Below are 25,699 nucleotides of genomic sequence, written 5' to 3'. Positions count from 1 at the left end.
ATATCGTACCAACGCCAATTACGCGTTAGCGCTCTGAGTCTTTTTGGTGATGAACATGGCATCGCCATAAGAGAAAAAGCGATATTGCTTCTTCACCGCGTGGCGGTAGGCGTTCATCGTATTGTCGTAGCCCGCAAATGCGCTCACTAGCATGATGAGCGTCGACTCTGGGAGATGGAAATTGGTGATGAGCGCGTCCACCAATTGATACTCATAGCCAGGATAGATGAAGATTTCCGTATCACCGAAAAATGGCGCCAGTGGCGTGCCTTTTTTCAACGCATCTTGCGCGGCACTTTCTAAAGAGCGTACCGACGTGGTACCAACCGCAATCACTCGACCTCCACGTGCCCGAGTGGCTTGAATCGCCTCGACCACCTCTTGTGGTACTTCGACGTATTCAGCGTGCATGTGGTGGTCATTGATGTTCTCAACCTTCACTGGCTGGAATGTCCCCGCCCCAACGTGCAACGTCACGTAAGCAAATTCTGCCCCTTTCTGCGCGATTTTATCCAGTAGAGGCTGGTCAAAGTGTAAGCCTGCTGTCGGCGCCGCCACGGCGCCGGGTTTTTGGTTGTAAACCGTTTGATAACGCTCTTTGTCTGAGTCTTCGTCTGGGCGATCAATGTAAGGTGGCAGAGGCATGTGGCCTATCTGCTCTAAGATGGAGAGCACATTGAGATCAGATTGAAAATCGAGCTCAAACAAGGCGTCATGACGCGCGACCATCAGGGCAGAAAATTCATCATTGTCACCGACAAAAATGGTCGAGCCCGGCTTGGGTGATTTTGAGCAGCGCACATGGGCGAGAATACGGGTTTCGTCGAGCACTCGCTCAACCAACACCTCAAGTTTTCCGCCCGATGCTTTACGACCAAAGAGGCGCGCGGGAATCACTCGAGTATTGTTAAACACCACTAAGTCGCCAGGCTGAATCTTGTCGAGAACATCGGTAAATGTGCCATCAACCAATTCACCGCTGTTGCCATCCAACTGCAGTAAACGGCTCGCCGTACGCTCTGGTTGTGGGTAACGAGCAATCAGCTCATCAGGCAGGTCAAAATGAAAATCGGATACTTGCATATTACTAGTCTATCGCAGTGCATGAATGAGGCCGCAATGAAGGCGCCCCAATTCAGGGTTAGATTCAAATGCTTGCTCGCTCTGATTCTGTCACAAACAGACGACAAGTTTTTCGCAGCCGACTAGTATATGCGCCGCACGGTCAATAGCAAGAAAAGAGAGTGGATTTCTTCCGAACCGTACCGGAATAAGGTTAAACAAAAGCGCAAGTTTTGCACCTTGTCACGCCGCATCAATTCGCTGCATCAAAGAGCATAAAAATAGGTCGAGCTCTCACATTCAACGCCGGAAAGTGACTATATTTAAAGAGTAAAAAATAACAACTCAGGAGGCAGCCATGATCAAGGTCGAAGACATGATGACGCGTAATCCACACACGCTTCTCCGCTCTCACAATCTTGGCGACGCAAAGAACATGATGACCGCACTGGACATCCGCCACATTCCCATTGTCGATGCGAATAAAAAACTGCTTGGTGTAGTGTCACATCGCGATGTGTTAGCCGCCCAAGAATCAAGCTTACAAGCCCTACCAGAGAGCCAATCTTATACGCTACAAACGCCACTATACGAAGTGATGAAAACCAGTGTGATGACGGTTGATCCACAAGCAGGGCTCAAAGAGAGCGCCGTCTACATGCAAAAACACAAAGTGGGCTGCTTGCCAGTGGTGCACAAAGGTCACTTGGTCGGCATCATTACCGACAGCGACTTTGTTTCTATCGCCATCAATTTGCTTGAGCTACAAGAAGAGTCTGAGCCAGAGGAGATGGAATAAGTCCATATCGATGAAATAGGGACGATGAACAAAAAGAGTGAGACGCACTGGCGGCTCACTCTTTTCTAGATGTCGGACTCAGGCTTGAAGAGCGCCGAGGAAATCCGTCAAAAGCTGACGCGTTTTTGCTTCACCAGTAGCGCAGAAAGAATACAGATCACACCACCAAGGCCAACATAACGCACCGCGCACTGGGCTTGCTGCTCCACTTTAGGTTTGGCGTGATAAGCAATACCGAGCCCCGCCCGCTCCATCATCACAAGATCGTTCGCGCCATCACCAATGGCTATGGTGTTGTGTGGTTCGATATCATACTGCTCGGCCAGCCTATCCACGATGTCCGCTTTGGTTTGTGCGCCGACGATGTCGCCAAGGACATTGCCGGTCAACTTGCCCTGAACAATCTCCAATTGGTTTGACTGAGCATGATCAAGCGCTAGCGTCTCTTTCAAATAGTCCGAGAAGTAGGTAAAGCCACCAGAGGCAATGGCGGTTTTCCAACCAAACGCTTTGAAGGTCGCCACCAACTCGGGTAAATCAGGCATCAGTGGCAACTCAGCGCGTACCGAGCCTAAAATGGACTCGTCGGCCCCTTTTAACTTGCCGACACGCTGACGAAGGCTCTGTTCAAAATCCAGTTCTCCTTGCATCGCGCGCTCGGTCACCTCAGCGACCTCTTCGCCCACACCAGCTAGTTTGGCGATTTCATCAATGCATTCAATTTGAATCGCGGTGGAGTCCATGTCCATCACCACCAATCCAGGTTTGCTTAGCTCTGGAATGTCGTTCAGGCGAGCGTAATCCAGCTCAATCGCTCGAAGGATTTCTTCATGCTCAGTGGTGAGCTCACCGGCCATTAAAGCCACTTCGTATTGACCGACTTTCCACACTTCGACAATCGCGTTGTACTGCCCGGTGTAAAAATCGATATCTTCGAAGAGATTGGCGCTTAAGTAGTGACCGAAAACAATCCAGTTGGCTTTATTGATATCAAAGCGGCTGGTGTGTCGGGTTTCTGGTATACGATTGCACAGTGGGATGTGCTTACGAATTGAAAGCGGTTTGCTGGCCGAGAGAGCAGCGTGTATATCGGTGTTGAACGTGTCCATGTATCACTTCCCTAGAATTTCTCTCCACACGTTAACCTATTGCAATTTATCTGTGCAAGTATCAATATGCCGATTGGTGTAATTAAACTCGCGGGGCTTTCATGGACACCTCACTCTTCTCATTTCGGATGGCCATTCGCGCCGTCGCGATCTTAGCCTTGATTGCGATGGTGGTGACGATTGGTGTCAACAGTGTCAAAATTACTCAGGGTAATGAGGAAATCCAAGCCAACCAGCTTGAGACATTGACCAAGATCTTGATCTCGCAAGCCTCACTCTCTTCCAGCGATATGATTTTAAACGACGACCAAGAGCGGCTGTTGGCACTGGCTAACCAATTGGCCAACGACCGTTTGGTGTATGATGCGACCATTTATGATGCCGAGGGCATTCGTCTTGCGGCCAGCGATCAAGCCAAATCGGTGCGGGAAACATTGGGGCTGGACACCCCACTGCAAACCGCCAGCATTGGCAAACAGCAATTGGTCGAGCCTATCTACAACGACGGCGTGGTGATTGGCTTTGTGCGCATCACGTTCGAAACTGGGCGCTTAACCGCGTTTTCCGATCACTACTATCGAAAAAGTGACCGCTACATGGTCACCATGGTGGCAATGAGCTTTATTGCCGGCCTCCTGCTTGCGCTCATTATCCGCAGAAAGCCAAAAGTGAAACAAGAGAATTTACTGCTCAAAGAGATGAGTTAGCACTCTTCCCGCACAGGTAAGCCACAGGTAAGCATTCAAAAAAGAGCCCCGCGATTGCGGGGCTCTTTGTAAAACAAAGCAAGAATACTTACAGAGTATCGCCAATCAGTACAGAATCGAGCGCGACCACCATCATGTCATTGAAGGTCGTTTGACGCTCATCGGATGTGGTTTGCTCGCCAGTTTTGATGTGGTCAGAAACGGTACAGATGGTCAGTGCTTTCGCGCCGTACTCGGCACACACACCGTAGATGCCTGCCGCTTCCATTTCCACACCCACGATGCCGTACTTATCCATCACATCAAACATCTCTGGATCTGGCGTGTAGAACAACTCAGCCGAGAACAGGTTACCGACTTTAACGTCAATACCACGTGCCTTTGCGGCTTCTTCTGCCGCGCGCACCATTTTGTAATCTGCAATCGCTGCGAAATCATGACCTTTGAAGCGGATGCGGTTCACTTTCGAGTCCGTACAGGCTCCCATGCCGATCACGACGTCACGCACTTTGATATCGGTGCTAACCGCGCCGCAGCTACCCACACGAATGATCTTTTTCACACCGAAGTCTTTGATAAGCTCAGTGGCGTAAATGGAGCAAGAAGGAATGCCCATGCCGTGTCCCATTACTGAAACTTTGCGGCCTTTATACGTGCCCGTGTAACCGAACATATTACGCACATCACACACTTGAACGACATCATCGAGAAAGGTTTCCGCGATGTATTTTGCACGTAGTGGGTCACCTGGCATCAATACGACGTCAGCAAATGCCCCCATTTCTGCGTTAATATGTGGAGTTGCCATAATTCAATGTCCTTAGTTGAAACGAATGAAATAAAGCAGAGGTGAGCAGCTATCGCTTGCAACCTCTGCGTGAGAGTCAGGGAAAAACCGCCTCTTTTAGAGGAAGTTCTTACCGTAATCCATTGGCGAAGTGCCAAAATAGCTCGCAAGCGTTTGGCCGATATCGGCAAATGACTCGCGGCGACCCAATGACCCAGCCGGCACTTTTTGCCCGTAGACAATCACAGGAATGTGCTCACGGGTATGATCGGTTCCTGGCCAAGTGGGATCGCAGCCGTGGTCCGCCGTCAAAATCAGCACATCGTCTTCCTGCATCAGCGCCATCACTTCGTTGATGCGACCATCAAAGTATTCCAATGCCGCCGCATAACCTGCAACATCACGGCGGTGGCCGTAGGCAGAATCAAAGTCAACGAAGTTGGTGAACACTATGGTGTTGTCCTGTGCGGCTTTGATTTGCTCAAGAGTCGCTTCAAACAAAGCAGGAATACCAGTAGCTTTGACTTTTTTGGTGATGCCACAGTTGGCGTAGATGTCGGCAATCTTACCAATCGAGACCACTTCTCCTTGCTTCTCTTCAACCAGTTTTTGCAACACGGTCGCAGATGGCGGTTCAACAGAGAGATCGCGACGATTACCCGTACGCTCAAATTGACCTTTACCCGGACCAATAAATGGACGCGCAATGACGCGACCAATGTTGTAGTCTTCAAGCTCTTCACGAGCGATTTGGCAAAGCTCAAGCAATCTATCAAGACCAAACGTCTCTTCATGGCAGGCGATTTGGAATACCGAATCAGCCGACGTATAGAAGATAGGTTTGCCGGTTTTCATGTGCTCTTCACCAAGATCATCGAGCACTTGCGTGCCTGATGCATGGCAGTTGCCAAGAAATCCATCTAAACCCGCACGCTCAAGAATGCGATCCGTCAGCGCTGACGGGAAGCTGCTCGATTTGTCGCTAAAATAGCCCCAATCAAACAGAACGGGTACACCTGCGATCTCCCAGTGACCCGATGGGGTATCTTTACCGGAAGAGAGCTCTGCCGCATGACCGTAGGCACCGATAATCTCTGCGTTAGCATCAAGCCCCGGAGCAAAGCGTCCGGTTGATTCTTTATGCGCCATCGCCAAGCCAAGCTTAGACAGGTTCGGCAAGCGCAACGCACCTTGGCGTTGCTCGTTGTCCGCTAGGCCTTGCTCACACTGATCCGCAATATGACCGAGTGTATCCGAGCCCACATCGCCAAACTTATCCGCATCCGCCGTCGCGCCGATACCGAATGAGTCTAGGACTAAAATAAATGCTCTTTTCATTGCGTATTCCTTTCGCCCACTCAGCCGCTGTGTGCCTGAATGGGCCTAATGTAATGATGTCGTCGATTAAATGTCTTCTGCGCGAATCTGACGGTAAACCTCAGGGGTTGGGGTGTATTCACCACCAATTTTGATTGCACTGCGCAGCGCCTGTGCAGCCTCTTCCCACTGAGCCTCATTGCGTGCATGAATGACGGCAAGAGGTTGTTCGCTGCTAGCGATCTCACCGAGGCGAATAAATTGATCAAAGCCCACGGCGTAATCAATCTTGTCGCTGGCCACGCGGCGTCCGCCGCCCATGGCAACCACCGCCATCCCAATCGCGCGTGTATCCATCGCCGAAACGACACCGGACTCTTGCGCGTAAACCGGTTTAATGATGTCCGCTTTTTCTAGGTATTGCTCATAGTTCTCAACAAAATCCGCTGGGCCACCCAGGCCTGCCACCATTTTGCCAAAACACTCTGCCGCTTTACCGTTATCGAGTACCTTCATTAATTTAGCGCGCGCGTCTTGTGTGTCGTCGGCTAAATTTCCGAGCACCAGCATTTCTGCACAAGAGGCCAGCGTCACTTCAAGAAGGCGTGGATTGCGATATTCACCCGCTAGGAAGCGCACCGCTTCGCGCACTTCCACGGCGTTTCCAGCAGACGAGGCGAGGACCTGGTTCATGTCCGTCAAAATTGCGGTGGTTTTGGTGCCCGCACCATTGGCCACCGCGACAATAGACTTAGCCAACTCTTCTGAGGCTTCATACGTTGGCATAAAGGCGCCCGAGCCAACTTTCACGTCCATCACCAAAGACTCAAGACCCGCTGCGAGTTTCTTAGACAGGATGGACGCTGTGATCAAGGAGATGTTATCGACCGTCGCAGTGATGTCACGCGTCGCGTAAACGCGCTTATCAGCCGGCGCTAGATCGCCGGTTTGACCGATGATCGCCACACCCGCCTCTTTGGTCACTTGACCAAACACCTCATTGCTTGGCGTGATGTTGTAGCCGGGAATCGATTCCAGTTTGTCCAGTGTGCCACCGGTATGACCGAGGCCACGCCCCGAGATCATAGGAACAAAACCGCCACAGGCAGCAACCATTGGCCCTAACATCAGCGAGGTCACATCACCCACACCACCGGTGGAATGCTTATCGACAATCGGGCCATCAAAGTTCATGTGGCTCCAGTCGATCACCATGCCAGAGTCACGCATCGCACAAGTCAGTGCAATGCGCTCGGGCATGGTCATTTCATTGAAGAAAACCGCCATCGCGAACGCCGCTATCTGACCTTCAGATACGCTGTCGTTTGCAACGCCTTGGATAAAAAAGTTAATTTCGTCTGCGGTGAGCACTTCACCGTCACGTTTTTTACGAATAATTTCTTGTGGTAAGTACATTAGAGCCTCCCACGCATTGAATGCGGTGGTAATAAGGTAAAGAGGTAAGGTGGCGCAACAACGCGCCACCGAACAAACCGACGTCGCTTAGTAAGCGCTTGGATCCGCCGTTTCGTCTGTTACTTCTAATGTATTGAGTAGGTTTGTCAGCAGGCTAGACGCACCAAAGCGGTAGTGACGCGCATCGACCCAGTTGTCGCCTAGGATCTCATCGGCCATCGCTAGGTACGCGGCAGCATCTTCTGCGGTACGTACGCCGCCTGCAGGTTTGAAGCCAACAGTCTCAGCCACACCCATATCGCGGATAACTTCGAGCATCATGCGAGCGTATTCAGGTGTTGCGTTCACCGGCACTTTGCCTGTCGAGGTTTTAATAAAATCAGCGCCTGCTTTGATGCAGATTTCTGACGCTTTCTTGATTAGCGCTTCTTCTTTCAGCTCACCGGTTTCGATGATCACTTTTAGCAAGATATCGCCACACGCTGCTTTACATTGCTTCACCAATTCGAAGCCCACTTCCTCATTTCCCGCCATCAGTGCGCGGTATGGGAACACCACATCGACCTCATCAGCACCATAAGCCACAGCGGCTTTGGTTTCCGCTACCGCAATCTCGATATCGTCATTGCCGTGTGGGAAGTTCGTTACCGTTGCGATACGAACGTCAGGTGTGCCTTGCTCACGAAGGGTCTTCTTAGCAATAGGAATAAAGCGAGGGTAAATACAGATGGCAGCTGTGTTACCTACCGCTGATTTTGCATCATGACACAGTGAAATAACTTTCGCGTCAGTGTCATCGTCATTCAGCGTAGTTAGGTCCATAAGTTTTAGTGCACGTAGTGCAGCTGCTTTTAAATCGCTCATTTCTATCTCCGATCAATATTCAAAAATTTCACCGCCTTAATCCCTATGATTAAGGTGTAATCATTAATGAACGGACTTGGTTCCTTGAAGACTTGCTACATACAGCGAACATGTACCAATTGCTATCCTTGTCACCGCACAGTACCAATTTGGTCTATGGCACAACAATCTGCGATTGCGGTGTCTAACGTGTATAGGCGCTTTGTGACGCCTCAGGCAACCGATGTTGCCGCGCTAATCATACTCCTTGTATTAATTAGCGTTAACTAAAAAACCGCTCAATGATCCATTGAAAGGTTACACCACCAAGATAAACGCCCACAATTCCCATCACTCCCGGTAATACTGGAGGTGCTGGAATGGGCAGCTTGATGGCGGAAAACAGGATTCCGACAACAAAGCCCGCTAAGGTCGCGAGAATCACATCATTCATCAGTTTAGGCCTATTTTCTTTACACCTATACAGTATAGATATTTATCGCAAAACTGTAGTCGCACACAGAGCGCAAACGGTTTGTATCTCAAAAAAGATCCGGCTTAACGATTGCTGAGTTTTATCCACTGCACAAACGTTATGAATCTTGTTGTCTGGACACACTCCAGACCTTTAAACAACGAAAAAACCCCGTAGTACATAGCAAGCTATGCAACTACGGGGTCTTATAAAACGGCGTCTATATAATCTATCGCTTCTTAAATTAGAAAGATAGGAAGAAGCCAGCGATGGTTGCTGCCATCAAGTTAGACAGAGTACCTGCTGCGACCGCTTTCACACCCATACGAGCGATGTCGTGACGACGGTTTGGCGCTAGACCACCTAGACCACCTAGTAGAATCGCAATTGAAGAAAGGTTTGCGAAACCACATAGCGCGAACGAGATGATAGCGGCTGTCTTAGTCGACATCACTTCACCGGTTGCTGGTACAACTTGAGCTGCATCACCAACGTAAGGAACGAAGTTTAGGTAAGCAACGAATTCGTTCACCACCAGTTTCTGACCGATGAATGAACCCGCTAGCGTCGCTTCTTCCCAAGGCACACCAATTAGGAATGCAAGTGGTGAGAAGATGTAACCTAGAAGAATTTCTAGTGTCAGTTCAGGCATACCGAACCAACCGCCAACGCCACCTAGGATGCCGTTGATAAGAGCAATAAGGCCGATGAACGCAAGTAGCATTGCGCCAACGTTAAGCGCAAGCTGTAGACCGACAGACGCACCGCCAGCTGCTGCATCGATAACGTTAGCAGGCTTGTCGTCACCACCGTCGATGTCCGCGCCTAGATCGTCATTTGGCGTGTCAGTTTCAGGTTTGATGATTTTAGCGAACAGTAGACCACCAGGTGCTGCCATGAATGATGCGGCAACAAGGTACTCTAGAGGTACACCCATTGAAGCGTAACCAGCAAGTACACCACCTGCTACAGACGCTAGACCACCACACATCACTGCAAATAGCTCAGACTGAGTCATTTTAGGTACAAACGGACGAACCACAAGTGGTGCCTCAGTTTGACCTACGAAAATGTTCGCTGCTGCAGACATAGACTCGGCACGTGATGTACCCAGTGCCTTTTGTAGACCGCCACCAAGAATCTTGATAACCCACTGCATCACACCGATGTAGTAAAGTACAGAAATTAGCGCAGAGAAGAAGATTAGCGTTGGTAGTACTTGGAAAGCAAAGATGAAACCGATACCGTCAACTGAGAAGTTAACTAGGCTGCCGAATAGGAAACCAGTACCGTCTTTACCGTAGTCGATCACGTTTTGTACACCAGCTGAGAAACCAGCTAGAAGATCACGACCCCATGGTACGTACAGAACGAAACCACCGATGATGAATTGGATAGCAAAAGCGCCACCCACAGTTCTTAGATTGATAGCTTTGCGGTTATCAGACAGTAGAAGCGCGATAGCGATCAAAACTGCCATACCGACTAGGCTCATAAACAGGCTCATAGTTTATGACTTCCTTATTAAGTTATTTGTTGGCGTGTTACAAAATGGAGCTCAAAAGCACGGGCAATTATACTCATCCGTCCACCGATAAAGTAATGCCGCCTTCACAGTTTCTGATAAGATTCACCACTCGTTCACTCGTAAGTGTGACAAAAATCACAACTAAAGTTCATAGGAATCATAAAAAGCACATTTTATTTAGAATTCATTCACAAATAGACAGTGCCAAAAAGCTGTTTTTCCAAACGTTTTCCGCAACCGTTTGCTCACAACTCTGCTTCAGTTGCGCCAATGTCGTTAACACTTGGGGTAAACGCTTAGGATGATTGGCTTGGCCTTGATACCCTGACAACGGCATGTCGGGCGCGTCGGTTTCCAAAACAAGATGGTCGATGGGCACCTGCGTCACCGCTTGACGCGTCTTATTCGCTCTTGGGTAGGTAATCACTCCGCCCACACCGATGTAGAAACCGAGCTCAACAAATTGCATCGCTTGTTGATAGCTGCCGGAAAACCCATGCAAAATCCCACCGTAGTGAAAACGGTGCTGCTTAAGCAGTTGCAACAAGCGGTGATAGGTTTTTCGCCCGTGAAGAATCAAGGGCCGCCGCAGATTCTTGGCCACGCTGATCTGCGCCTCAAACACCGCTTCTTGTCGCAGAGCGTCGACATCGATCATGGCGTCTAAGCCGCACTCTCCGACCGCGACACACACTGAGCCTACCGACTCACATTGAGCTTCTAGGCGACTGACCTCAATCAATGAGTCGGTGTGAACAAAATAGGGATGGCACCCCAAACTGATGTGCAAGTTCTTGTGCTGTTGGGATAGCGCAATAAGATCGCTCCAATTGCTTTCGCCAATCGCAGGAACCAGAAAACGCTCGACTCCTTGCTCACTGGCTTCTTGCAATGTAGCCCCTAATTGAGCCTTAAAGGGGGCAAAATCGAGATGACAGTGAGTATCAAAAAGGCGCATTACTGCTGCGCCTTTGAAGTGGGTGATGAGGACGAAGTGGCAGCGGCGCTCTGTTTTGCATCCTCAGAGCGGTATGGCACGCAACTTCGCTTTTGCCCAGGAGTAAGGCCCATAGAGTGGCACCAAGCGTCGTAGCGCTCAAGCCAATGTTTTAATCTCTTCCACATGTGCATGACTCCCCTGCCCGATGCTAGCAACGATGACCACTCGCCTGCACTACTGCTCTTCACGTTTGAACACTAACTCAGTCGCGCTCGACTCATCCTCAGCAAAGGTGTACCCCGCCGTGTTGAACTGGGTCAAATCCGCGACACTCTCGATGCGGTTTTCGATAATAAAACGCGCCATCATGCCGCGCGCTTTTTTGGCATAAAAGCTGATCACTTTATATTGGCCGTTTTTGCAGTCTTTAAACACCGGCGTAATCACCTGCGCATCCAAGTTCTTTTGCTTAACCGCCTTAAAATACTCATTGGAGGCCAAGTTAATCAAGACGTTGTCCCCTTGTTCGGTAATCGCTTGATTGAGCTTGTCGGTAATCACATTCCCCCAGAACTGATACAAGTTGGTGCCTTTCTCATTGGCAAGCTTAGTCCCCATTTCAAGACGGTATGGTTGCATCAGGTCAAGCGGCTTAAGCAGACCATAAAGGCCAGACAGCATACGTAAATGGCGCTGAGCGTACTCAAAATCCGCCTCTGTGAGTGTCTGGGCATCAAGACCTGTATAGACATCGCCTTTGAACGCCAAAATCGCTTGGCGGGCATTGTCGAGTGTGAATGTCTCGCTCCACTCTTGGAAGCGGCCAACGTTCAGATCGGCGATTTTGTCACTGACCTTCATCAAACTCGCCACATCGGCTGGCGTCAATTTACGGCACACCTCAATCAACTGCTTGGAGTAGTCAATTAACTCAGGCTGTGTGTAGGTCTCGGTCACCAAGGGTGATTCGTAATCTAAGGTTTTCGCTGGAGAAACGACGATTAACATGACTTTACTCTTATTGATTGTTTACCTTAGGGTACAAAAAAAGCCGTGCAATGTCTGCACGGCTTTATGAATCATTTCAATAGTATTCAGCTATCAATTCTTTTCTTTTTGATCCCAAATGCCATCTTCAAGCTGAGATTTCAGCTCTGGGAAATCATTGGCATCAAAGGTCGGAACTTTGCCTTCATCAAGCTGACGGTTGTAGTCTTTTGCTAGCTTAACCACAGTGCCAGAGAGCAAGATAATCGCGACTAGGTTCACCAGTGCCATTAAGCCCATTGATGCATCGGCCATATCCCAAACCACTGGCAGCGCTGCCACAGAGCCAAACATCACCATACCCAGAACCACGATACGGAACAGGCCAAGGCCCGCCTTGTGATTGTGCTCTAGGAAAATCAGGTTAGTTTCTGCGTATGAGTAGTTTGCAATGATCGAGGTAAACGCGAAGAAGAAGATAGCTACAGCAACAAAGATGCCACCCCAATCACCCACTTGTGAGCTTAGCGCGCGCTGAGTCAGCTCGATACCTGTCACCGCCGTTTCAGTCCCTAGGTACTCACCCGACATCAAGATGATCGCTACCGTTGCAGAACAGATCACAATGGTGTCCATGAATACGCCCAACATTTGCACGTAACCTTGTGACGCTGGGTGTGGTGGGTAAGGCGTTGCAGAAGCTGCCGCATTGGGCGCAGAACCCATACCCGCTTCGTTTGAGAACAGGCCACGCTTGATGCCGTTGATCATCGCTTGAGCAATCGCATAACCTAGGCCACCAGCCGCCGCTTCTTGCAGACCAAATGCGCTCTTGATAATCAGTGAAAGCACGCCTGGCAACTTCTCAAGGTTGGTCAGCATGATAAACATCGCCAATAGCAAGTAAGCCAGCGCCATAACCGGTACAATAAGCTCAGCCACTTTTGCAATACGCTTAATACCGCCAAAGATAACCACAGCAGACAGCAATACCACTGCAATGCCAACGACTTTGGTATCCCAACCAAACGCGGTATTCATCGCGCTAGCAATCGAGTTTGCTTGTACGGCATTGAAGACCAAACCAAAGGCAATAATAAGGAAGATGGAGAACATCACGCCCATCCAGCGCATGCCCAAGCCTTTTTCCATGTAATAAGCAGGACCACCACGGTAGTTACCGTCATCGTCTCTCGTTTTGTATAGCTGTGCCAACGTGCTCTCTGCAAATGACGTGGCCATACCTAGCATGGCAATCAACCACATCCAGAAAATAGCGCCAGGGCCGCCAACGGTGAGTGCAACGGCCACACCCGCCATGTTACCCGTGCCGACACGCGCCGCCAAACTGGTACAAAGGGCTTGGAAAGAGGAGATACCCGCTTGGTCGGCTTTACGGCTGTTTTTCAGCACTGAGAACATGTGGCCAAAGTGGCGGAACTGGATAAAGCCCAGTCTTACGGTGAAGTAAACGCCGACACCAACCAGTAGATAAACGAGAATTGACCCCCACAGCAGGTCATTCATCAAATTAATTAAGTCTGTCATAGGATCCTCATAGTGAGTGTTCGCTGGCTAGGCATCCGAGCCTACGTTGGGTTGCGCTGTTGAGTGTCAAAGTGTAGCTCAAACTAAATATTATCATTGTCTGCAACCTCAGCGTGTCACGCCCCAAAGGCATGTCCTTTACATCTCAGCGGAAATTTTGACGGCGCGATAATGCAACCTGAGCAAACAAAAATCAATACGCAACAGTAAGACTAAGCTTGTTATTTTTCACTGTAAAATCACCAATAGTTAACACAAACAAGCAAAAAAACCACACAACAACAAAACAACTCAATAAAAAATTAACAACGCACAGAGTCTTACCAACGACGACCTCTCAACGCCACCAAAACAACAGACAACCCCTTACTCCGCATAGCTTGCGACGCTATCGATGCACTGAGCATCAAGATAAAAAATGAAGTACGGTTTAATGCCACTCTTGTATGGCAAGAGACACGCACAACCCTAATCACCTCCACAAGCCTTTAACATCCACTTTTTTCGTATTTAATCGTTTGCGTGAACTCGTTTGAACAAACTTCAACCACCTCAAGCACGATTTTTTGTGATTCAGTGACGAAAAGTCAGAAAAAACTTCATCGAAACGTAACAAATGAGAAACGAATCATGGTTAGTCTCCACGTTGAGTGGTATTAAGAATTTACCCCGTTTAGGACGGTCATAACGATAAAATGAGGTAGCTTATGGAAGGCTTAAATTTTGATGACTTTATGGACTATGAGGCGCCGCGCGCACGAGCAGCGCGCTCTAAACCCGTTAAACGTAAGTGGCGAGAAATCGAAGCAATCAAAGATCGTCAACGGCTAAAGAAAGAGCTGATGGATATGGATATCGGTTTTGACGATGTGGAGAGCATCGAATACTAAGAATTAAGAAAGAGAGGCCTTGAGCCTCTCTTTCTGCTTTTCACGCGCTAGCAAAAGCAAAGGATCACGTACACTCGTGCTCAGTTTGATGAATGCGCTCTGCCAACTGTTGGTATTGCTCTGCTATCGTCTCACCAAACACTGGGTCGTCTTCGCACACACTCCACTGAGCTTCGACTGCCTGCCAATCCTCTACCGTAAAGACATCCATTAAGTACGGGAAGACCTGCTTTTCTTCCATTTCGAGGTGCTGTTTTTGCATGTTGAGGAACGACTCTAACTGGTCAATGAAGACCTGCTGCGGGATCACTGCATCTTGCAAGACCATATCCACCGTTTGCAAAAAATCATGGGTCTTTTCTGATAGCGCCTGATGATCGTGTTCAAGATCATCAATCTTATGGTGTTGACCATAATGCGATTGGTAGTAGTGATAGAGAATGTCTTCTTTCGGGTGATGGACCCGTTCAGAGTGGGTCGCCAGATAATCGACGATTTCACGAAGAACCGCGTAATTAACGGGACGCTCGTCTTTTAACTGGTTCAATTTATGGCGAAGTATGGCGAGCAAACGCACCATGTATCCATGCTCTCGCCTTATCCGTTCAATCATCATAGCGTTTCTCCTTAACACCGACACGTAAACAGTGTATTAGAGAAACGCAAAGCGTGTTTTGATGCTGTTCGAAAAAACAACATCTTTACCCTTATTTTTGTATGGCTTTTTTTGTATGACTTTAGACCTCAACAATTTGAGGCAGCTGCCAATCAATCGGTGTTTTTCCTTGCGCGACAAGCCGTTCGTTGGTCGCCGAAAAGTGCCCACAGCCCAAAAAGCCACGATGCGCCGATAACGGTGAAGGGTGCGGTGCCGTCAATACATGGTGTTGGTTACGGTCAATAAAACGGCCTTTCTTTTGCGCATGCGCGCCCCACAACAAGAAAATAACGCCTTGTTGATGGCGGTTGATGGCATCAATCACGGCATCCGTAAAGGTCTCCCACCCCGTTTTGGCGTGCGAATGCGCTTTACCTTGCTCCACGGTCAGAACCGTGTTGAGAAGCAGTACCCCTTGCTCTGCCCAGCGTTGCAAATAACCGTGTTGAGGAATCTGAAAGCCATCGATGTCTTGCGCCAACTCTTTGTACATATTGGAGAGCGATGGCGGCGTCTTGATACCCGGCAGGACAGAAAAACACAGCCCGTGCGCCTGATTAGGACCATGATAGGGATCTTGGCCCAAGATCACGACTTTCACATCGCCAAACTCGGTCGCTCGAAAAGCGTTAAAGACATCTTTCGCTGGCGGGAAAATCGCTTTGCCCGCCGCACGCTCTGCGTCAACAAACGCGAGAGTGTCTTGAAAATAGGTCTGCTGCTTTTGCTCACCAATCACATCTTGCCACGTGAGTGAAGGGGTCATTGTCTGTTCCTTTTGTCCAATCAGTCAGCGGATTGTCGCAAAAGTTACAATAAGAGCAAAGCCCTCTGTTAGGCGAGCTAAACTCACTTAACGCTTAGGTTGCGGCGAACGATGATGTCCTTGACCATTCACATGACGGTTGGGCATAGGTAAACGTGCAAAACGGATCGCAGGTGTAACAACTGAATGAGGCATAATAGGCACCCTCTTGTGAGTAACATCACTATTTACTATGAAAGATTGGTGCCAATTTTAGTTACGCTGAGACATTTACCGGTGATTTTTGATCGATGCGGCGCAAACGAGCAATTTCATCAGGCCAAAGATCAGGCTTAATTGTTTCTAATATCAAAGGGATAGAATCAAACCGTGCATCATTGGCGATATAGTCAAAACATGGCCAGCCAATCTCCCCCTCGCCCAGCGCATGGTGGCGATCCACTTTACTGCCCAAGGCCGACTTTGAATCATTGATGTGCATCGCCCGTAAATAGTGCATGCCCACCACTTGCTCAAACTCGGAAAACGTCGCGTCACATGCCTCAACACTGCGAAGATCATAGCCAGCGGCAAAGGTGTGGCAAGTATCGAGGCAAACGCCCACCCGAGTTTTATCGTCCACCTGTTCAATGATCTGCGCCAAATGCTCAAAGCGCCAACCAAGGTTCGTGCCTTGGCCTGCTGTATTTTCGATCACTGCGACAACATCTGGCACCGCTTGATGGGCGAGATTGATCGACTCGGCGATCCTCGCTAAACACGCTTGCTCAGAAAGCTTCTTTAAATGACTCCCAGGATGAAAATTCAACAAGCTCAGTCCTAACTGCTGACATCTCCACATTTCATCAATAAATGCCGCTCTAGATTTTTCGAGCTTTTCCGCTTCAGGCGCACCTAGATTAATCAGGTAGGAGTCATGCGGTAAGATTTGCTCATGCGTAAAACCGTACTTTTTGCAGTTGGCTTTAAAACGCGCGATGGTCTCTGCATCGAGCGGCTTCGCCGCCCACTGGCGTTGATTTTTGGTGAACAAAGCAAAGGCGTTGGCGCCAATATCATGAGCGCGAATCGGTGCCATATCGACACCACCCGCGGCGGAAACATGCGCGCCGACCCATTTTCTATCACTGTTCGATGATGAGATTGTCATTTAATCACTTTACACTTTCAGTTCGGGGATGGAATTACAACAACTTATCGTCTGCGTCTCAATCAATACATGCAAAATGTAGTAAATTTACAACATTTATAAAATTAAAAAATAGTTAATATTTTAAAATATTTTTTAAAATACTATTTTTAAAGGTTTTATTGATTTATCGCAAAGAATTAACCTTAAAATAATTAATGTTTTTAGTTGTTTTTTGACCTAACTCAATACTATCATAAGGGACATTCGCTATATAATACGTAGCTCAACGAAATTCGAAAGTTAACACCAACTCACCACCCAAGAGTGGACTAGGAGACAGTAATGATTCAAGGCATTCAGATTACTAAAGCAGCAAACGACGCACTACTTAACTCAATCTGGCTACTAGACAGCGAGAAAAATGAAGCACGCTGCGTAGCGGCAAACACTGGCTACGAAGCAGACCAAGTCGTAGCGATTAACGAATTGGGTGAGTACGAAAGCCGTGAAGTAGCCATTGAAACGGCACCAAAGATCGAAGGTGGTCAGCACCTAAACGTCAACGTTCTTAAGCGTGAAACCCTTGAAGACGCCGTTGCTCACCCTGAGAAGTACCCTCAGCTAACGATTCGTGTTTCTGGTTACGCAGTGCGTTTCAACTCACTGACGCCTGAACAGCAGCGCGACGTTATTGCTCGTACATTTACCGAGTCTTTGTAAGCTCGACACCATCATAAAAAAACGGCGCATCTCGCGCCGTTTTTTATTCTCTAATCGACTGTTTTTTTTCTAATCTATTCACAGTGCTTTGATTGAACTCTGCGCTCTAAAACCAAGCCAAAAAGGTACTCTGATGCTGTTCCCAGAGTAACTTCAGCGCCATCAACATCGACATAATAATGACCAGCGGGCGAATCCACTTCTGACCTTGCGCGATCACCACTTTCGCCCCCAATCTAGCGCCGAGAAAACCGCCGACCGCCATCACTAGCCCTAGCTCCCAAATCGGTAAACCTGCCAGAACGAATAGTAACAGCGCGGCGATGTTTGACGTAAAGTTCAGTACTTTGGTTCTTGCCGTCGCATCCACTAAGGAGTAGTGGCCTAACGCGACAAAGCAAACCGTAAAAATCGAACCTGTCCCCGGCCCAAAAAAACCGTCGTAGAACCCCACGCCCCCACCGACCGAGAGTGCAAACATCGCTTCAGAGAGTCGAGGCTCACCCGATTGCGCCTTGGTCTTTGGCATCAAAAGAAAATAGAGCGAGATCGCCACCAGCAGCAGCGGAATCAAACTGGTTAAGACGCCAGCATCAATGTATTGCACGACCTGGGCGCCAAGTGCAGCGCCGACAAAGGTGCAGAGAATCGCAAGGCGCATCGCTTTCAAATTAACAATGCCGCGCCGAACAAAATACCAAGTTGCGGAGAAGCTCCCAAATGAGCTTTGTAGCTTATTGGTCGCCAACGCCTGTGCTGGCGTGATGCCTACGGCCAACAAAGCCGGAAGCGTAATAAGCCCGCCTCCCCCTGCCATCGCATCAATAAAGCCAGCGAATGCCGCGACAAAAAACAGCAGGGTGAAAATATCTATGGTGAGTTCCATGACGATCAGTTGATAAGGGGTAAGATGCGCAGAGTACCACTGGTGACTTGATGATGGAAAACAAAAAAGAGCGACCAATGGCCGCTCAAAAGCATGTCAATACAAATGCCTAAACAGTTGAGTCATGGGGATAACAGCCTGCATTTTGTTATCCCACATAAGACTCATAAGGGTGGGGACTACTAGAATTGGTCTTCTTCGGTTGAGCCGGTTAATGCAGTCACTGATGATTGACCACCTTGGATGGTGTTGGTCATCTTATCAAAGTACCCGGTGCCCACTTCTTGTTGGTGCGCAACGAAGGTATAGCCTTTTTCTGCCGCTTGGAATTCAGGACGCTGCACTTTCTCCACGTAGTGGCGCATGCCTTCGCCTTTCGCATAGTCGTGCGCCAGTTCGAACATGTTGAACCACATGTTGTGGATACCCGCTAGAGTGATGAACTGGTACTTGTAGCCCATATCCGACAGTTCTTGTTGGAACTTGGCGATGGTCTCTGCATCCAAGTTTTTCTCCCAGTTGAATGATGGCGAGCAGTTGTACGCCAACAGTTGATCTGGGTACTCGGCATGAATCGCTTCAGCAAACTTACGCGCTTCTTCAAGACACGGCGTAGCGGTTTCACACCAGATGAGATCCGCATACGGAGCGTAAGCAAGACCACGCGCAATCGCTTGGTCGATGCCAGCGCGTACTCGGTAGAAGCCTTCTTGTGTACGTTCTCCAACAATAAAGTCCGCATCGTATGGGTCACAGTCAGAGGTCAACAAATCGGCGGCGTTCGCATCGGTGCGAGCAATTACTAGGGTAGTCGTGCCCGAAACGTCGGCGGCCAGGCGCGCTGCCACTAATTTCTGCACCGCTTCTTGAGTCGGTACTAATACTTTACCGCCCATATGGCCACATTTTTTCACTGACGCTAGCTGGTCTTCAAAGTGCACACCCGCGGCGCCCGCATCGATCATCGACTTCATCAACTCATACGCGTTGAGTACACCACCAAAACCAGCTTCTGCATCAGCAACGATAGGCAAGAAGTAATCAATGCCGCCTTCATCTTCTGGTGATTTACCGTTTGACCACTGGATCTGGTCAGCGCGACGGAACGAGTTATTGATGCGTTTCACCACTGAAGGGACAGAATCCACCGGGTAGAGCGATTGGTCTGGGTACATGGTAGACGCGGTGTTGTTGTCCGCTGCCACCTGCCAACCTGAGAGATAAATCGCTTCAATCCCAGCTTTGGCTTGTTGTACTGCTTGACCACCGGTCAGTGCACCCAAACAGTTCACGTAGCCTTTTTTGGCGCTGCCATTGACCAATGACCACAATTTATCCGCACCGCGCTGAGCGATGGTGTTAGCCGGCACCATAGAGCCGCGCAGTTCGACCACTTCTTCAGCCGTGTATGGACGTTTCACATGCTTCCAGCGTGGATTGGTTGCCCAGTCTTTTTCTAGAGCTTCGATTTGTTGGCGACGAGTTAAGTTTGTCATTGGTCTATCCCTCTTGTTTTGAGTGCTACCGGTAGGGGCGGCGCACGATCCTTTTGTTTCTTTTGTTAGATGGTGTGGCGGTACAACCTTACCCGCCATCTGCATTCACGTTATTGTTATTAATAAAACGATAGTTATGGTTAAATCCGTGGTTAATCTAAGTAGTCATAGCCTGGAATGGTGAGGAAATTCCCCAACTCATCACTGGTGGTCATCTTGGCCATCAAGTCAGCCGCCTCGGTAAAGCGCCCCGCTTGATAACGCGCTTCGCCCACTTCCTGTTTCACCACCTCAATCTCTTGAGAGAGGTATTGTTCAAACAAGGCTTTGGTGACCACTTGACCGTTATCAAGAGTTTTGCCGTGCGCTATCCATTGCCAGATAGAGGCGCGAGAGATCTCAGCGGTCGCGGCATCTTCCATTAAGCCGTAGATGGGAACGCAGCCGTTGCCCGAGATCCACGCCTCGATGTATTGCAGCGCGACGCGAATATTGTGTCGCATCCCTTCTTCGGTGCGCTTGCCTTCACACGGGGCGAGTAGGTGCTCTGCCGTGATAGGCGCATCCTCTTCTCGCGTGACATCCAATTGATTTCGGCGCTCGCCAAGCACTTGGCTAAACACCGCCATTGCGGTATCCGCAAGACCTGGGTGAGCGACCCAAGTACCATCGTGACCATTATTCGCCTCTAGCGATTTGTCGTTTTGAATTTTGTCTAGCACGCGCTGGTTTTGCTCAGGATCTTTGGCTGGAATAAAGGCCGCCATTCCCCCCATCGCAAAGGCACCGCGTTTGTGACAAGTGCGCACTAACAAGCGTGAGTAGGCGTTCAAAAACGGCTTGTCCATCGTGACCACTTGGCGGTCTGGCAACACGCGATCTGGGTGCTTTTTCAATGTTTTGATGTAACTGAAGATGTAGTCCCAACGGCCACAGTTGAGGCCAACAATGTGCTCTTTGAGCGCAAAGAGGATCTCGTCCATTTCGAATACCGCAGGCAAGGTTTCAATCAAAACGGTTGCCTTAATGGTGCCCGTATCCAGACCAAAATAATCTTCGGTGAAGTGGAACACCTCACTCCACCACTGCGCTTCTTTATGGGATTGCAACTTGGGAATGTAGAAGTAAGGGCCGCTGCCTTTTTTAAGAAGCGCTTGGTAGTTGTTGTAGAAATAGAGCGCGAAATCAAACAGAGCGCCGGGGATAATTTGGCCGTTAAACGTCACGTGTTTCTCTTTTAAATGGAGACCACGTACACGACAAATTAACACCGCTGGATCGTCATTCAATTGGTAGTGCTTACCATTGTCAGGGTTGGTGTAGCTGATCTCCCCTCTTACCGCGTCGCGCAAGTTAATTTGCCCGTCCAACACTTTATCCCAAGCAGGTGACATGGAGTCTTCGAAGTCGGCCATGAACACTTTAACGTTGGCATTCAAAGCGTTAATGACCATTTTTCTGTCTGTCGGGCCGGTGATTTCTACTCGGCGATCTTGCAGATCGTCAGGAATCCCTAAGATCTTCCAACTGCCTTCACGGATGTCTTGCGTCTCAGGCAAAAAGTCTGGGAGTTGCCCACCATCGATGGCCGCTTGGCGCACTTCACGTGCTGCCAGCAGCTCATCCACACGCGGCGCAAACTGCTCACACAACAGAGATAATAGGGTTTGGGCTTCAACAGGGAAAATTGCCTGATGTTGTGGCGAAAGGGAGCCAGTAACCTCAAGCATGCCTTCTTGGGCGCTCATTTTATTGCGACGAGCTTGACCATTTGGGTCCTGTGATAGGGTGTCTCTGTCTGGTGTGTTTGCAAGCATAGTGATGTCCCTTATTTTTGCTCTCTTGTATGATTCACGTTTCTTAGCGAATGTTCATTTGTAACTATTAAACAACACTTTTACATTCCGACTTGCTCAGTGTCGCTGCTGTTTTTATCCGCTTATTTTTTCTTGTCTGGCTCTACTTTCACTAACCTTCTCTGGGTTTGCAATCTAGACATAAGTCTTACTAGGCCTGCATTTAAGCTATACCAAACCTAGATAGAGTAAAAGACCTAAAGTAAACAAAACGTTAAATTCAAAGTTTTATCCCGATCGAGATAAAGGCCCTATTTCTGTGTCAAAGTCGTAACAAGTTACGTAATTTAATTACAGTAAAATTAGGCATGTGAACGCGTTTCAAACGAACGTTTGATTTTTTATAGAAAGGGGTAACGCCTGTCTCAGATGACTTTGAGCGCCCTAGAAGGACAAAGATTAAACAGCCCCTTTTGTTTGGGCTGTAAAATTGACAGTGTGAAATTTCACAATTTAATGAAAGCTTCATCAAAGTTTTGTTGTGAAATTTTACACGTCAAAGTTTACGAACAGAATAAAATGCTAACTTTACCCGAAAAAGCAGTGTGTATTTTAGCGAGAAATCGCAACAACAGAACGCAATAGCCTTACGACTATTTGCTAGAGCAGTTGTGAAACCACATCAGCTAGACGATGAAAAGTCGCCACACGTGACGAACTTGGACGCCAAACCAGCCCGATATGACGATGGGCTTGCTGCCCAGGGGCATCCACCACCACCAAGTTTTGGTTATCGATAAGGCCGTGGTCGATGGCCATTTGTGGAATAAAAGTAGTACCGAGTCCATTCGCCACCATCTGCACTAACGTATGTAGACTGGTGGCAGAGAACGGATTGATCTTCTCTTTGTCGGTTAATTGACAGGCAGAGACAGCATGTTCGGTCAGGCAGTGCTCTCGTTCTAGTAAGAAGACCGATTCGTCCGGCAGATCAGCGTACTTAATCGGAGTGCGGATCGCGTCCGCTTGATGGCGGCTGATGATCATACGAAATGGATCGCTGCCCACAATTTTGCTTTCCATCTCACCAATGTCCACTGGCATGGCGAGAATCAGCACATCCAACTCTCCCTGACGCAGCGCGGCAAGCAAATTGGTCGTGGTATCTTCACGTAATAGAAGATGCAAGTTGGGAAAGCGTGTGTTGACCTCTTGCACCAAGTCACAGAGAAGAAAGGGCGCAATCGTCGGTATGCAGCCCACTTTTAACTGCCCATGCATCTCATCTTCTTGGCAAAGACGGCCAAGCTCGGCGAGATCTTGGCCACGAGCAAGCAATTCACGTGCATGCTTTACCACTTGCTCGCCAACATGGGTGAACACTAACGGGCTTTTTTTGTCTTTCTTTTCGTAGAGGGGGCAGCCAATCAGATCTTCTAAATTCTGAATGCCTTTACTTAGGGTTGATTGACTGACGAAGCATTTTTCAGCGGCATCGCTAAAATGACGGGTTTCATGCAGAGTCACCAAATAATGTAACTGCTTGAGGCTAGGCCACTTATTCATAGATTTATTGATAACTTCTAGCTAGGCATTGATCCAGTTAACCCTTTTGGCATTATCGCTTTTTTCGATTAACTTAATCTAATTAATTCATTTATTTCAATACTACAATTTGTACTACACTTTGTCTCGCAAAAACACGGACTAAGCAAAGGAGACCACTCCAATGCTTGGAACAAACCATACTTTTAGGAGCAATAAAAATGGTACTAGTAGGTCGTCAAGCCCCTGATTTTACTGCAGCAGCTGTTCTAGGTAACGGTGAAATCGTTGAAAACTTCAACTTTGCAGAGTTTACAAAAGGTAAGAAAGCGGTTGTTTTCTTCTACCCGCTAGACTTCACATTCGTTTGCCCATCTGAGCTGATCGCTTTTGATAACCGCTACGAAGATTTCAAAGCGAAAGGCGTTGAAGTGATCGGTGTTTCTATCGATTCTCAATTCTCTCACAACGCATGGCGTAACACAGCTATCGAAGATGGCGGTATCGGTCAGGTGAAATACCCACTGATTGCAGACGTTAAACACGAAATCTGTAAAGCGTACGACGTAGAGCACCCAGAAGCAGGTGTGGCTTTCCGTGGTTCGTTCCTAATCGATGAAGACGGCCTTGTTCGTCACCAAGTTGTGAACGATCTTCCTCTAGGTCGTAACATCGACGAAATGCTACGTATGGTAGACGCACTAAACTTCCACCAAACACACGGTGAAGTATGCCCAGCACAATGGGAAGAAGGTAAAGCAGGTATGGATGCATCACCAAAAGGTGTGGCAGCATTCCTATCTGAGCACTCTTCAGACCTAGGCAAAAAGTAATTTTGCCTCCGGCGTCCAAGCTCACTGGACGCTATGGTTGGACGATATAAAGCGACAACGCATAATGCGCAATAAGCGCAACGCCAATCAGTTTAGTAAAGTCTCAAAGCAAGCCCACACTTCGGTGTGGGCTTTTTTCATTCAGGATTAGCTTATATAGCTAAAGAAGCCATATATCGCTAAAGAGACTACATATCGCTAAAGAGACAAAAAATATCGACTTACGGACTTTATCGATCCTCGGTCTTTAAGTTCTGAGTCGCTCTCTTTATGATGAATTCAATTGATAGCGGCACCCCGCTAATGCCTAATTTAGACAATGGAGATTCAACATGGCTTACTTCTCACTTGCGTTTGGTAGCGCGACTAAAAACCGTGACGGAAAAATCATCGAAGCGTTTTTTCCAAACCCAGTGCTCAACCCAGCGGATGCGCTGGTTGACGCAGTAGCGACCGTGGCAGGTTACGAGCAAGGTAACCAGGCCATCGAAATCTCTGCGGCGCAAAGTGCAGAGCTTGCCATTGCCTTTGCTGCTCACGGTGATGTGGCGAACGCCTCGTTTGCAGAGAAAGCGGCGCAGTCTGCTCAACCATTAGTCCTTGTGGTACTTGCGACAGATGACAAACCAGCATCCGTGGCAGAAGGTTTCCTCAAGCTACAGCTGATTTCTCACCGCCTAGTTAAGCCGCATGGCACGGTGCTGGATGGCATCTTTGGCCTACTGCACAACATCGCATGGACCAACGAAGGCCCAATCGATCTACCAGAATTGGCTGAGCGTCAAATGGATGCGCGCCTAGCAGGTCGCACTCTGACGGTCGATTGTGTCGACAAGTTCCCGAAAATGGTGGATTACGTTGTGCCTGCAGGCGTTCGTATTGCAGACACCTCACGCGTTCGCCTTGGCGCACACGTCGGTGAAGGTACTACCGTGATGCACGAAGGCTTTATTAACTTCAACGCCGGCACCACAGGTGTGAGCATGGTAGAAGGCCGTATCTCTGCGGGTGTGGTTGTGGGTGACGGTTCAGACATCGGCGGCGGTGCGTCTATCATGGGTACCCTATCAGGCGGCGGTACCGTCGTGGTCTCGATTGGTGAGAACTCGCTACTTGGCGCGAACGCGGGTCTTGGTTTCCCACTGGGCGATCGTTGTACGGTTGAGTCTGGTCTTTACGTGACGGCGGGTTCTAAAGTGCGCATGCTTGATTCACAAGGTAACGAAGTCGAAGTAGTGAAAGCTCGTGACCTCGCAGGCGTTTCGGATCTGCTGTTCCGCCGCAACTCAGTGACCGGTCAAATCGAGTGCCTTGCCAACAAAACTGCGGTAGAGCTTAACTCAGAGCTGCACAGCAACAACTAATGATGCACTAGGTCATCAACGACAATGAAGGGTTGGCACCATGCCAACCCTTTTTCTCTTCGTCCCTTCTGTTTATTCTCACACTCTTCGTATGA

At 48.8% G+C, this 25,699-nt stretch carries 25 protein-coding genes; 6 read left to right on the top strand and 19 right to left on the bottom strand.

The features are described from left to right. Window positions 1-18: 18 nt before the first annotated feature. Window positions 19-1,083: a tRNA preQ1(34) S-adenosylmethionine ribosyltransferase-isomerase QueA gene (gene queA, locus AC6R0R_RS13020; RefSeq protein WP_500627001.1), complete on the bottom strand. Its 1,065-nt coding sequence runs from the start codon at window positions 1,081-1,083 to the stop codon at window positions 19-21. 337 nt (window positions 1,084-1,420) lie between these two features. On the opposite strand from queA, the gene AC6R0R_RS13015 reads away from it, so the two are divergent. After that, on the top strand, window positions 1,421-1,861 hold the full coding sequence (locus AC6R0R_RS13015; protein WP_334551382.1) for a CBS domain-containing protein: 441 nt from the start codon (window positions 1,421-1,423) through the stop codon (window positions 1,859-1,861). Between the two features lie 107 nt (window positions 1,862-1,968). Here AC6R0R_RS13015 and serB read toward each other — a convergent pair whose 3' ends face one another. Beyond that, a complete protein-coding gene (serB, locus tag AC6R0R_RS13010) occupies window positions 1,969-2,970 on the bottom strand; it encodes a phosphoserine phosphatase (RefSeq protein ID WP_500627000.1) in 1,002 nt (333 codons plus the stop codon). Window positions 2,971-3,071: 101 nt separating this feature from the next. Here serB and AC6R0R_RS13005 point away from each other — a divergent pair, with 101 nt between their 5' ends. After that, a complete protein-coding gene (locus AC6R0R_RS13005; protein ID WP_500626999.1) occupies window positions 3,072-3,677 on the top strand; it encodes a YtjB family periplasmic protein in 606 nt (201 codons plus the stop codon). An 88-nt stretch (window positions 3,678-3,765) separates the two neighbouring features. Here the strand turns inward: AC6R0R_RS13005 and deoD are convergent, their stop codons facing one another. The 10 genes from deoD to AC6R0R_RS12955 all read right to left on the bottom strand — a co-directional run bounded on the left by deoD (window position 3,766) and on the right by AC6R0R_RS12955 (window position 13,518). Then, window positions 3,766-4,485 (bottom strand): purine-nucleoside phosphorylase, encoded by a 720-nt coding sequence (deoD, locus tag AC6R0R_RS13000; protein WP_334551387.1) that lies wholly within the window; start codon window positions 4,483-4,485, stop codon window positions 3,766-3,768. 96 nt (window positions 4,486-4,581) lie between these two features. Beyond that, a complete protein-coding gene (locus AC6R0R_RS12995; protein WP_500626998.1) occupies window positions 4,582-5,802 on the bottom strand; it encodes a phosphopentomutase in 1,221 nt (406 codons plus the stop codon). A gap of 66 nt (window positions 5,803-5,868) precedes the next feature. Further along, window positions 5,869-7,197, bottom strand: coding sequence for a thymidine phosphorylase (gene deoA / locus AC6R0R_RS12990; protein ID WP_500626997.1), 1,329 nt, complete (start codon window positions 7,195-7,197; stop codon window positions 5,869-5,871). An 87-nt stretch (window positions 7,198-7,284) separates the two neighbouring features. After that, complete coding sequence (deoC, locus tag AC6R0R_RS12985) at window positions 7,285-8,061, bottom strand: deoxyribose-phosphate aldolase (RefSeq protein WP_500626996.1); 777 nt, start codon at window positions 8,059-8,061, stop codon at window positions 7,285-7,287. A 262-nt stretch (window positions 8,062-8,323) separates the two neighbouring features. Then, window positions 8,324-8,494: a XapX domain-containing protein gene (locus AC6R0R_RS12980; protein ID WP_334551391.1), complete on the bottom strand. Its 171-nt coding sequence runs from the start codon at window positions 8,492-8,494 to the stop codon at window positions 8,324-8,326. A gap of 265 nt (window positions 8,495-8,759) precedes the next feature. After that, on the bottom strand, window positions 8,760-10,022 hold the full coding sequence (locus AC6R0R_RS12975) for a NupC/NupG family nucleoside CNT transporter (protein ID WP_334551393.1): 1,263 nt from the start codon (window positions 10,020-10,022) through the stop codon (window positions 8,760-8,762). Between the two features lie 205 nt (window positions 10,023-10,227). Then, the gene (locus AC6R0R_RS12970; protein WP_500626995.1) at window positions 10,228-11,001 is read right to left on the bottom strand and encodes a TatD family hydrolase; all 774 of its coding nucleotides are present in this window, start codon (window positions 10,999-11,001) and stop codon (window positions 10,228-10,230) included. Next, the gene (locus AC6R0R_RS12965; RefSeq protein ID WP_500626994.1) at window positions 11,001-11,168 is read right to left on the bottom strand and encodes a DUF5363 family protein; all 168 of its coding nucleotides are present in this window, start codon (window positions 11,166-11,168) and stop codon (window positions 11,001-11,003) included. The genes AC6R0R_RS12970 and AC6R0R_RS12965 overlap by 1 nt, the downstream gene beginning before the upstream one ends. Window positions 11,169-11,217: 49 nt before the next feature. Then, the gene (gene yaaA, locus AC6R0R_RS12960) at window positions 11,218-11,991 is read right to left on the bottom strand and encodes a peroxide stress protein YaaA (protein ID WP_487901718.1); all 774 of its coding nucleotides are present in this window, start codon (window positions 11,989-11,991) and stop codon (window positions 11,218-11,220) included. Between the two features lie 93 nt (window positions 11,992-12,084). After that, a complete protein-coding gene (locus AC6R0R_RS12955) occupies window positions 12,085-13,518 on the bottom strand; it encodes an alanine/glycine:cation symporter family protein (RefSeq protein ID WP_487901719.1) in 1,434 nt (477 codons plus the stop codon). Window positions 13,519-14,225: 707 nt separating this feature from the next. Between AC6R0R_RS12955 and AC6R0R_RS12950 the strand changes: the two genes are divergently transcribed. Continuing rightward, complete coding sequence (locus AC6R0R_RS12950; protein WP_500626993.1) at window positions 14,226-14,408, top strand: DUF3545 family protein; 183 nt, start codon at window positions 14,226-14,228, stop codon at window positions 14,406-14,408. A gap of 64 nt (window positions 14,409-14,472) precedes the next feature. On the opposite strand, the gene AC6R0R_RS12945 is transcribed toward AC6R0R_RS12950, so the two are convergent. The 3 genes from AC6R0R_RS12945 to nfo all read right to left on the bottom strand — a co-directional run bounded on the left by AC6R0R_RS12945 (window position 14,473) and on the right by nfo (window position 16,982). Then, complete coding sequence (locus AC6R0R_RS12945) at window positions 14,473-15,024, bottom strand: hemerythrin domain-containing protein (RefSeq protein WP_334551402.1); 552 nt, start codon at window positions 15,022-15,024, stop codon at window positions 14,473-14,475. Between the two features lie 121 nt (window positions 15,025-15,145). Beyond that, entirely contained in the window at window positions 15,146-15,832 is a 687-nt protein-coding gene (ung, locus tag AC6R0R_RS12940) for a uracil-DNA glycosylase (protein WP_500626992.1), read from the bottom strand. A 256-nt stretch (window positions 15,833-16,088) separates the two neighbouring features. Further along, window positions 16,089-16,982 (bottom strand): deoxyribonuclease IV, encoded by an 894-nt coding sequence (gene nfo, locus AC6R0R_RS12935; RefSeq protein ID WP_500626991.1) that lies wholly within the window; start codon window positions 16,980-16,982, stop codon window positions 16,089-16,091. 324 nt (window positions 16,983-17,306) lie between these two features. Between nfo and grcA the strand changes: the two genes are divergently transcribed. After that, the gene (gene grcA, locus AC6R0R_RS12930; RefSeq protein WP_334551405.1) at window positions 17,307-17,684 is read left to right on the top strand and encodes an autonomous glycyl radical cofactor GrcA; all 378 of its coding nucleotides are present in this window, start codon (window positions 17,307-17,309) and stop codon (window positions 17,682-17,684) included. A gap of 106 nt (window positions 17,685-17,790) precedes the next feature. Here the strand turns inward: grcA and AC6R0R_RS12925 are convergent, their stop codons facing one another. From AC6R0R_RS12925 to AC6R0R_RS12910, 4 genes are all read right to left on the bottom strand, one after another. Continuing rightward, window positions 17,791-18,570, bottom strand: a complete 780-nt coding sequence (locus tag AC6R0R_RS12925) for a TSUP family transporter (protein WP_500626990.1) — start codon at window positions 18,568-18,570, stop codon at window positions 17,791-17,793. A gap of 182 nt (window positions 18,571-18,752) precedes the next feature. Continuing rightward, complete coding sequence (gene aceA, locus AC6R0R_RS12920) at window positions 18,753-20,066, bottom strand: isocitrate lyase (RefSeq protein WP_487901723.1); 1,314 nt, start codon at window positions 20,064-20,066, stop codon at window positions 18,753-18,755. Between the two features lie 152 nt (window positions 20,067-20,218). Then, window positions 20,219-21,883, bottom strand: coding sequence for a malate synthase A (gene aceB, locus AC6R0R_RS12915; protein WP_500626989.1), 1,665 nt, complete (start codon window positions 21,881-21,883; stop codon window positions 20,219-20,221). Between the two features lie 639 nt (window positions 21,884-22,522). Further along, the gene (locus AC6R0R_RS12910) at window positions 22,523-23,428 is read right to left on the bottom strand and encodes a hydrogen peroxide-inducible genes activator (RefSeq protein WP_334551412.1); all 906 of its coding nucleotides are present in this window, start codon (window positions 23,426-23,428) and stop codon (window positions 22,523-22,525) included. A gap of 200 nt (window positions 23,429-23,628) precedes the next feature. On the opposite strand from AC6R0R_RS12910, the gene AC6R0R_RS12905 reads away from it, so the two are divergent. After that, window positions 23,629-24,240, top strand: a complete 612-nt coding sequence (locus tag AC6R0R_RS12905) for a peroxiredoxin C (RefSeq protein WP_487901725.1) — start codon at window positions 23,629-23,631, stop codon at window positions 24,238-24,240. A gap of 332 nt (window positions 24,241-24,572) precedes the next feature. Then, window positions 24,573-25,604 (top strand): 2,3,4,5-tetrahydropyridine-2,6-dicarboxylate N-succinyltransferase, encoded by a 1,032-nt coding sequence (gene dapD, locus AC6R0R_RS12900; RefSeq protein WP_334551414.1) that lies wholly within the window; start codon window positions 24,573-24,575, stop codon window positions 25,602-25,604. The last annotated feature ends 95 nt before the right edge of the window (window positions 25,605-25,699 follow it).

Source organism: Vibrio sp. R12-SW3-ISO1 (assembly GCF_059834005.1).
This window is presented reverse-complemented; position numbering and strand designations above follow the sequence as displayed.

Excerpts from the sequence above, each read along its gene's own strand:
- serB (WP_500627000.1), bottom strand. The coding sequence starts at position 2,970 with ATGGACACGTTCAACACCGATATACACGCTGCTCTCTCGGCCAGCAAA.
- nfo (WP_500626991.1), bottom strand. The coding sequence starts at position 16,982 with ATGACAATCTCATCATCGAACAGTGATAGAAAATGGGTCGGCGCGCAT.
- grcA (WP_334551405.1), top strand. The coding sequence starts at position 17,307 with ATGATTCAAGGCATTCAGATTACTAAAGCAGCAAACGACGCACTACTT.
- yaaA (WP_487901718.1), bottom strand. The coding sequence starts at position 11,991 with ATGTTAATCGTCGTTTCTCCAGCGAAAACCTTAGATTACGAATCACCC.
- deoD (WP_334551387.1), bottom strand. The coding sequence starts at position 4,485 with ATGGCAACTCCACATATTAACGCAGAAATGGGGGCATTTGCTGACGTC.
- deoA (WP_500626997.1), bottom strand. The coding sequence starts at position 7,197 with ATGTACTTACCACAAGAAATTATTCGTAAAAAACGTGACGGTGAAGTG.
- aceA (WP_487901723.1), bottom strand. The coding sequence starts at position 20,066 with ATGACAAACTTAACTCGTCGCCAACAAATCGAAGCTCTAGAAAAAGAC.
- dapD (WP_334551414.1), top strand. The coding sequence starts at position 24,573 with ATGGCTTACTTCTCACTTGCGTTTGGTAGCGCGACTAAAAACCGTGAC.
- AC6R0R_RS12950 (WP_500626993.1), top strand. The coding sequence starts at position 14,226 with ATGGAAGGCTTAAATTTTGATGACTTTATGGACTATGAGGCGCCGCGC.
- AC6R0R_RS12925 (WP_500626990.1), bottom strand. The coding sequence starts at position 18,570 with ATGGAACTCACCATAGATATTTTCACCCTGCTGTTTTTTGTCGCGGCA.
- AC6R0R_RS13015 (WP_334551382.1), top strand. The coding sequence starts at position 1,421 with ATGATCAAGGTCGAAGACATGATGACGCGTAATCCACACACGCTTCTC.
- AC6R0R_RS12955 (WP_487901719.1), bottom strand. The coding sequence starts at position 13,518 with ATGACAGACTTAATTAATTTGATGAATGACCTGCTGTGGGGGTCAATT.
- AC6R0R_RS12905 (WP_487901725.1), top strand. The coding sequence starts at position 23,629 with ATGGTACTAGTAGGTCGTCAAGCCCCTGATTTTACTGCAGCAGCTGTT.
- AC6R0R_RS12965 (WP_500626994.1), bottom strand. The coding sequence starts at position 11,168 with ATGTGGAAGAGATTAAAACATTGGCTTGAGCGCTACGACGCTTGGTGC.
- queA (WP_500627001.1), bottom strand. The coding sequence starts at position 1,083 with ATGCAAGTATCCGATTTTCATTTTGACCTGCCTGATGAGCTGATTGCT.
- AC6R0R_RS13005 (WP_500626999.1), top strand. The coding sequence starts at position 3,072 with ATGGACACCTCACTCTTCTCATTTCGGATGGCCATTCGCGCCGTCGCG.
- AC6R0R_RS12945 (WP_334551402.1), bottom strand. The coding sequence starts at position 15,024 with ATGATGATTGAACGGATAAGGCGAGAGCATGGATACATGGTGCGTTTG.
- deoC (WP_500626996.1), bottom strand. The coding sequence starts at position 8,061 with ATGAGCGATTTAAAAGCAGCTGCACTACGTGCACTAAAACTTATGGAC.
- AC6R0R_RS12910 (WP_334551412.1), bottom strand. The coding sequence starts at position 23,428 with ATGAATAAGTGGCCTAGCCTCAAGCAGTTACATTATTTGGTGACTCTG.
- ung (WP_500626992.1), bottom strand. The coding sequence starts at position 15,832 with ATGACCCCTTCACTCACGTGGCAAGATGTGATTGGTGAGCAAAAGCAG.
- AC6R0R_RS12975 (WP_334551393.1), bottom strand. The coding sequence starts at position 10,022 with ATGAGCCTGTTTATGAGCCTAGTCGGTATGGCAGTTTTGATCGCTATC.
- AC6R0R_RS12980 (WP_334551391.1), bottom strand. The coding sequence starts at position 8,494 with ATGAATGATGTGATTCTCGCGACCTTAGCGGGCTTTGTTGTCGGAATC.
- AC6R0R_RS12970 (WP_500626995.1), bottom strand. The coding sequence starts at position 11,001 with ATGCGCCTTTTTGATACTCACTGTCATCTCGATTTTGCCCCCTTTAAG.
- AC6R0R_RS12995 (WP_500626998.1), bottom strand. The coding sequence starts at position 5,802 with ATGAAAAGAGCATTTATTTTAGTCCTAGACTCATTCGGTATCGGCGCG.
- aceB (WP_500626989.1), bottom strand. The coding sequence starts at position 21,883 with ATGCTTGCAAACACACCAGACAGAGACACCCTATCACAGGACCCAAAT.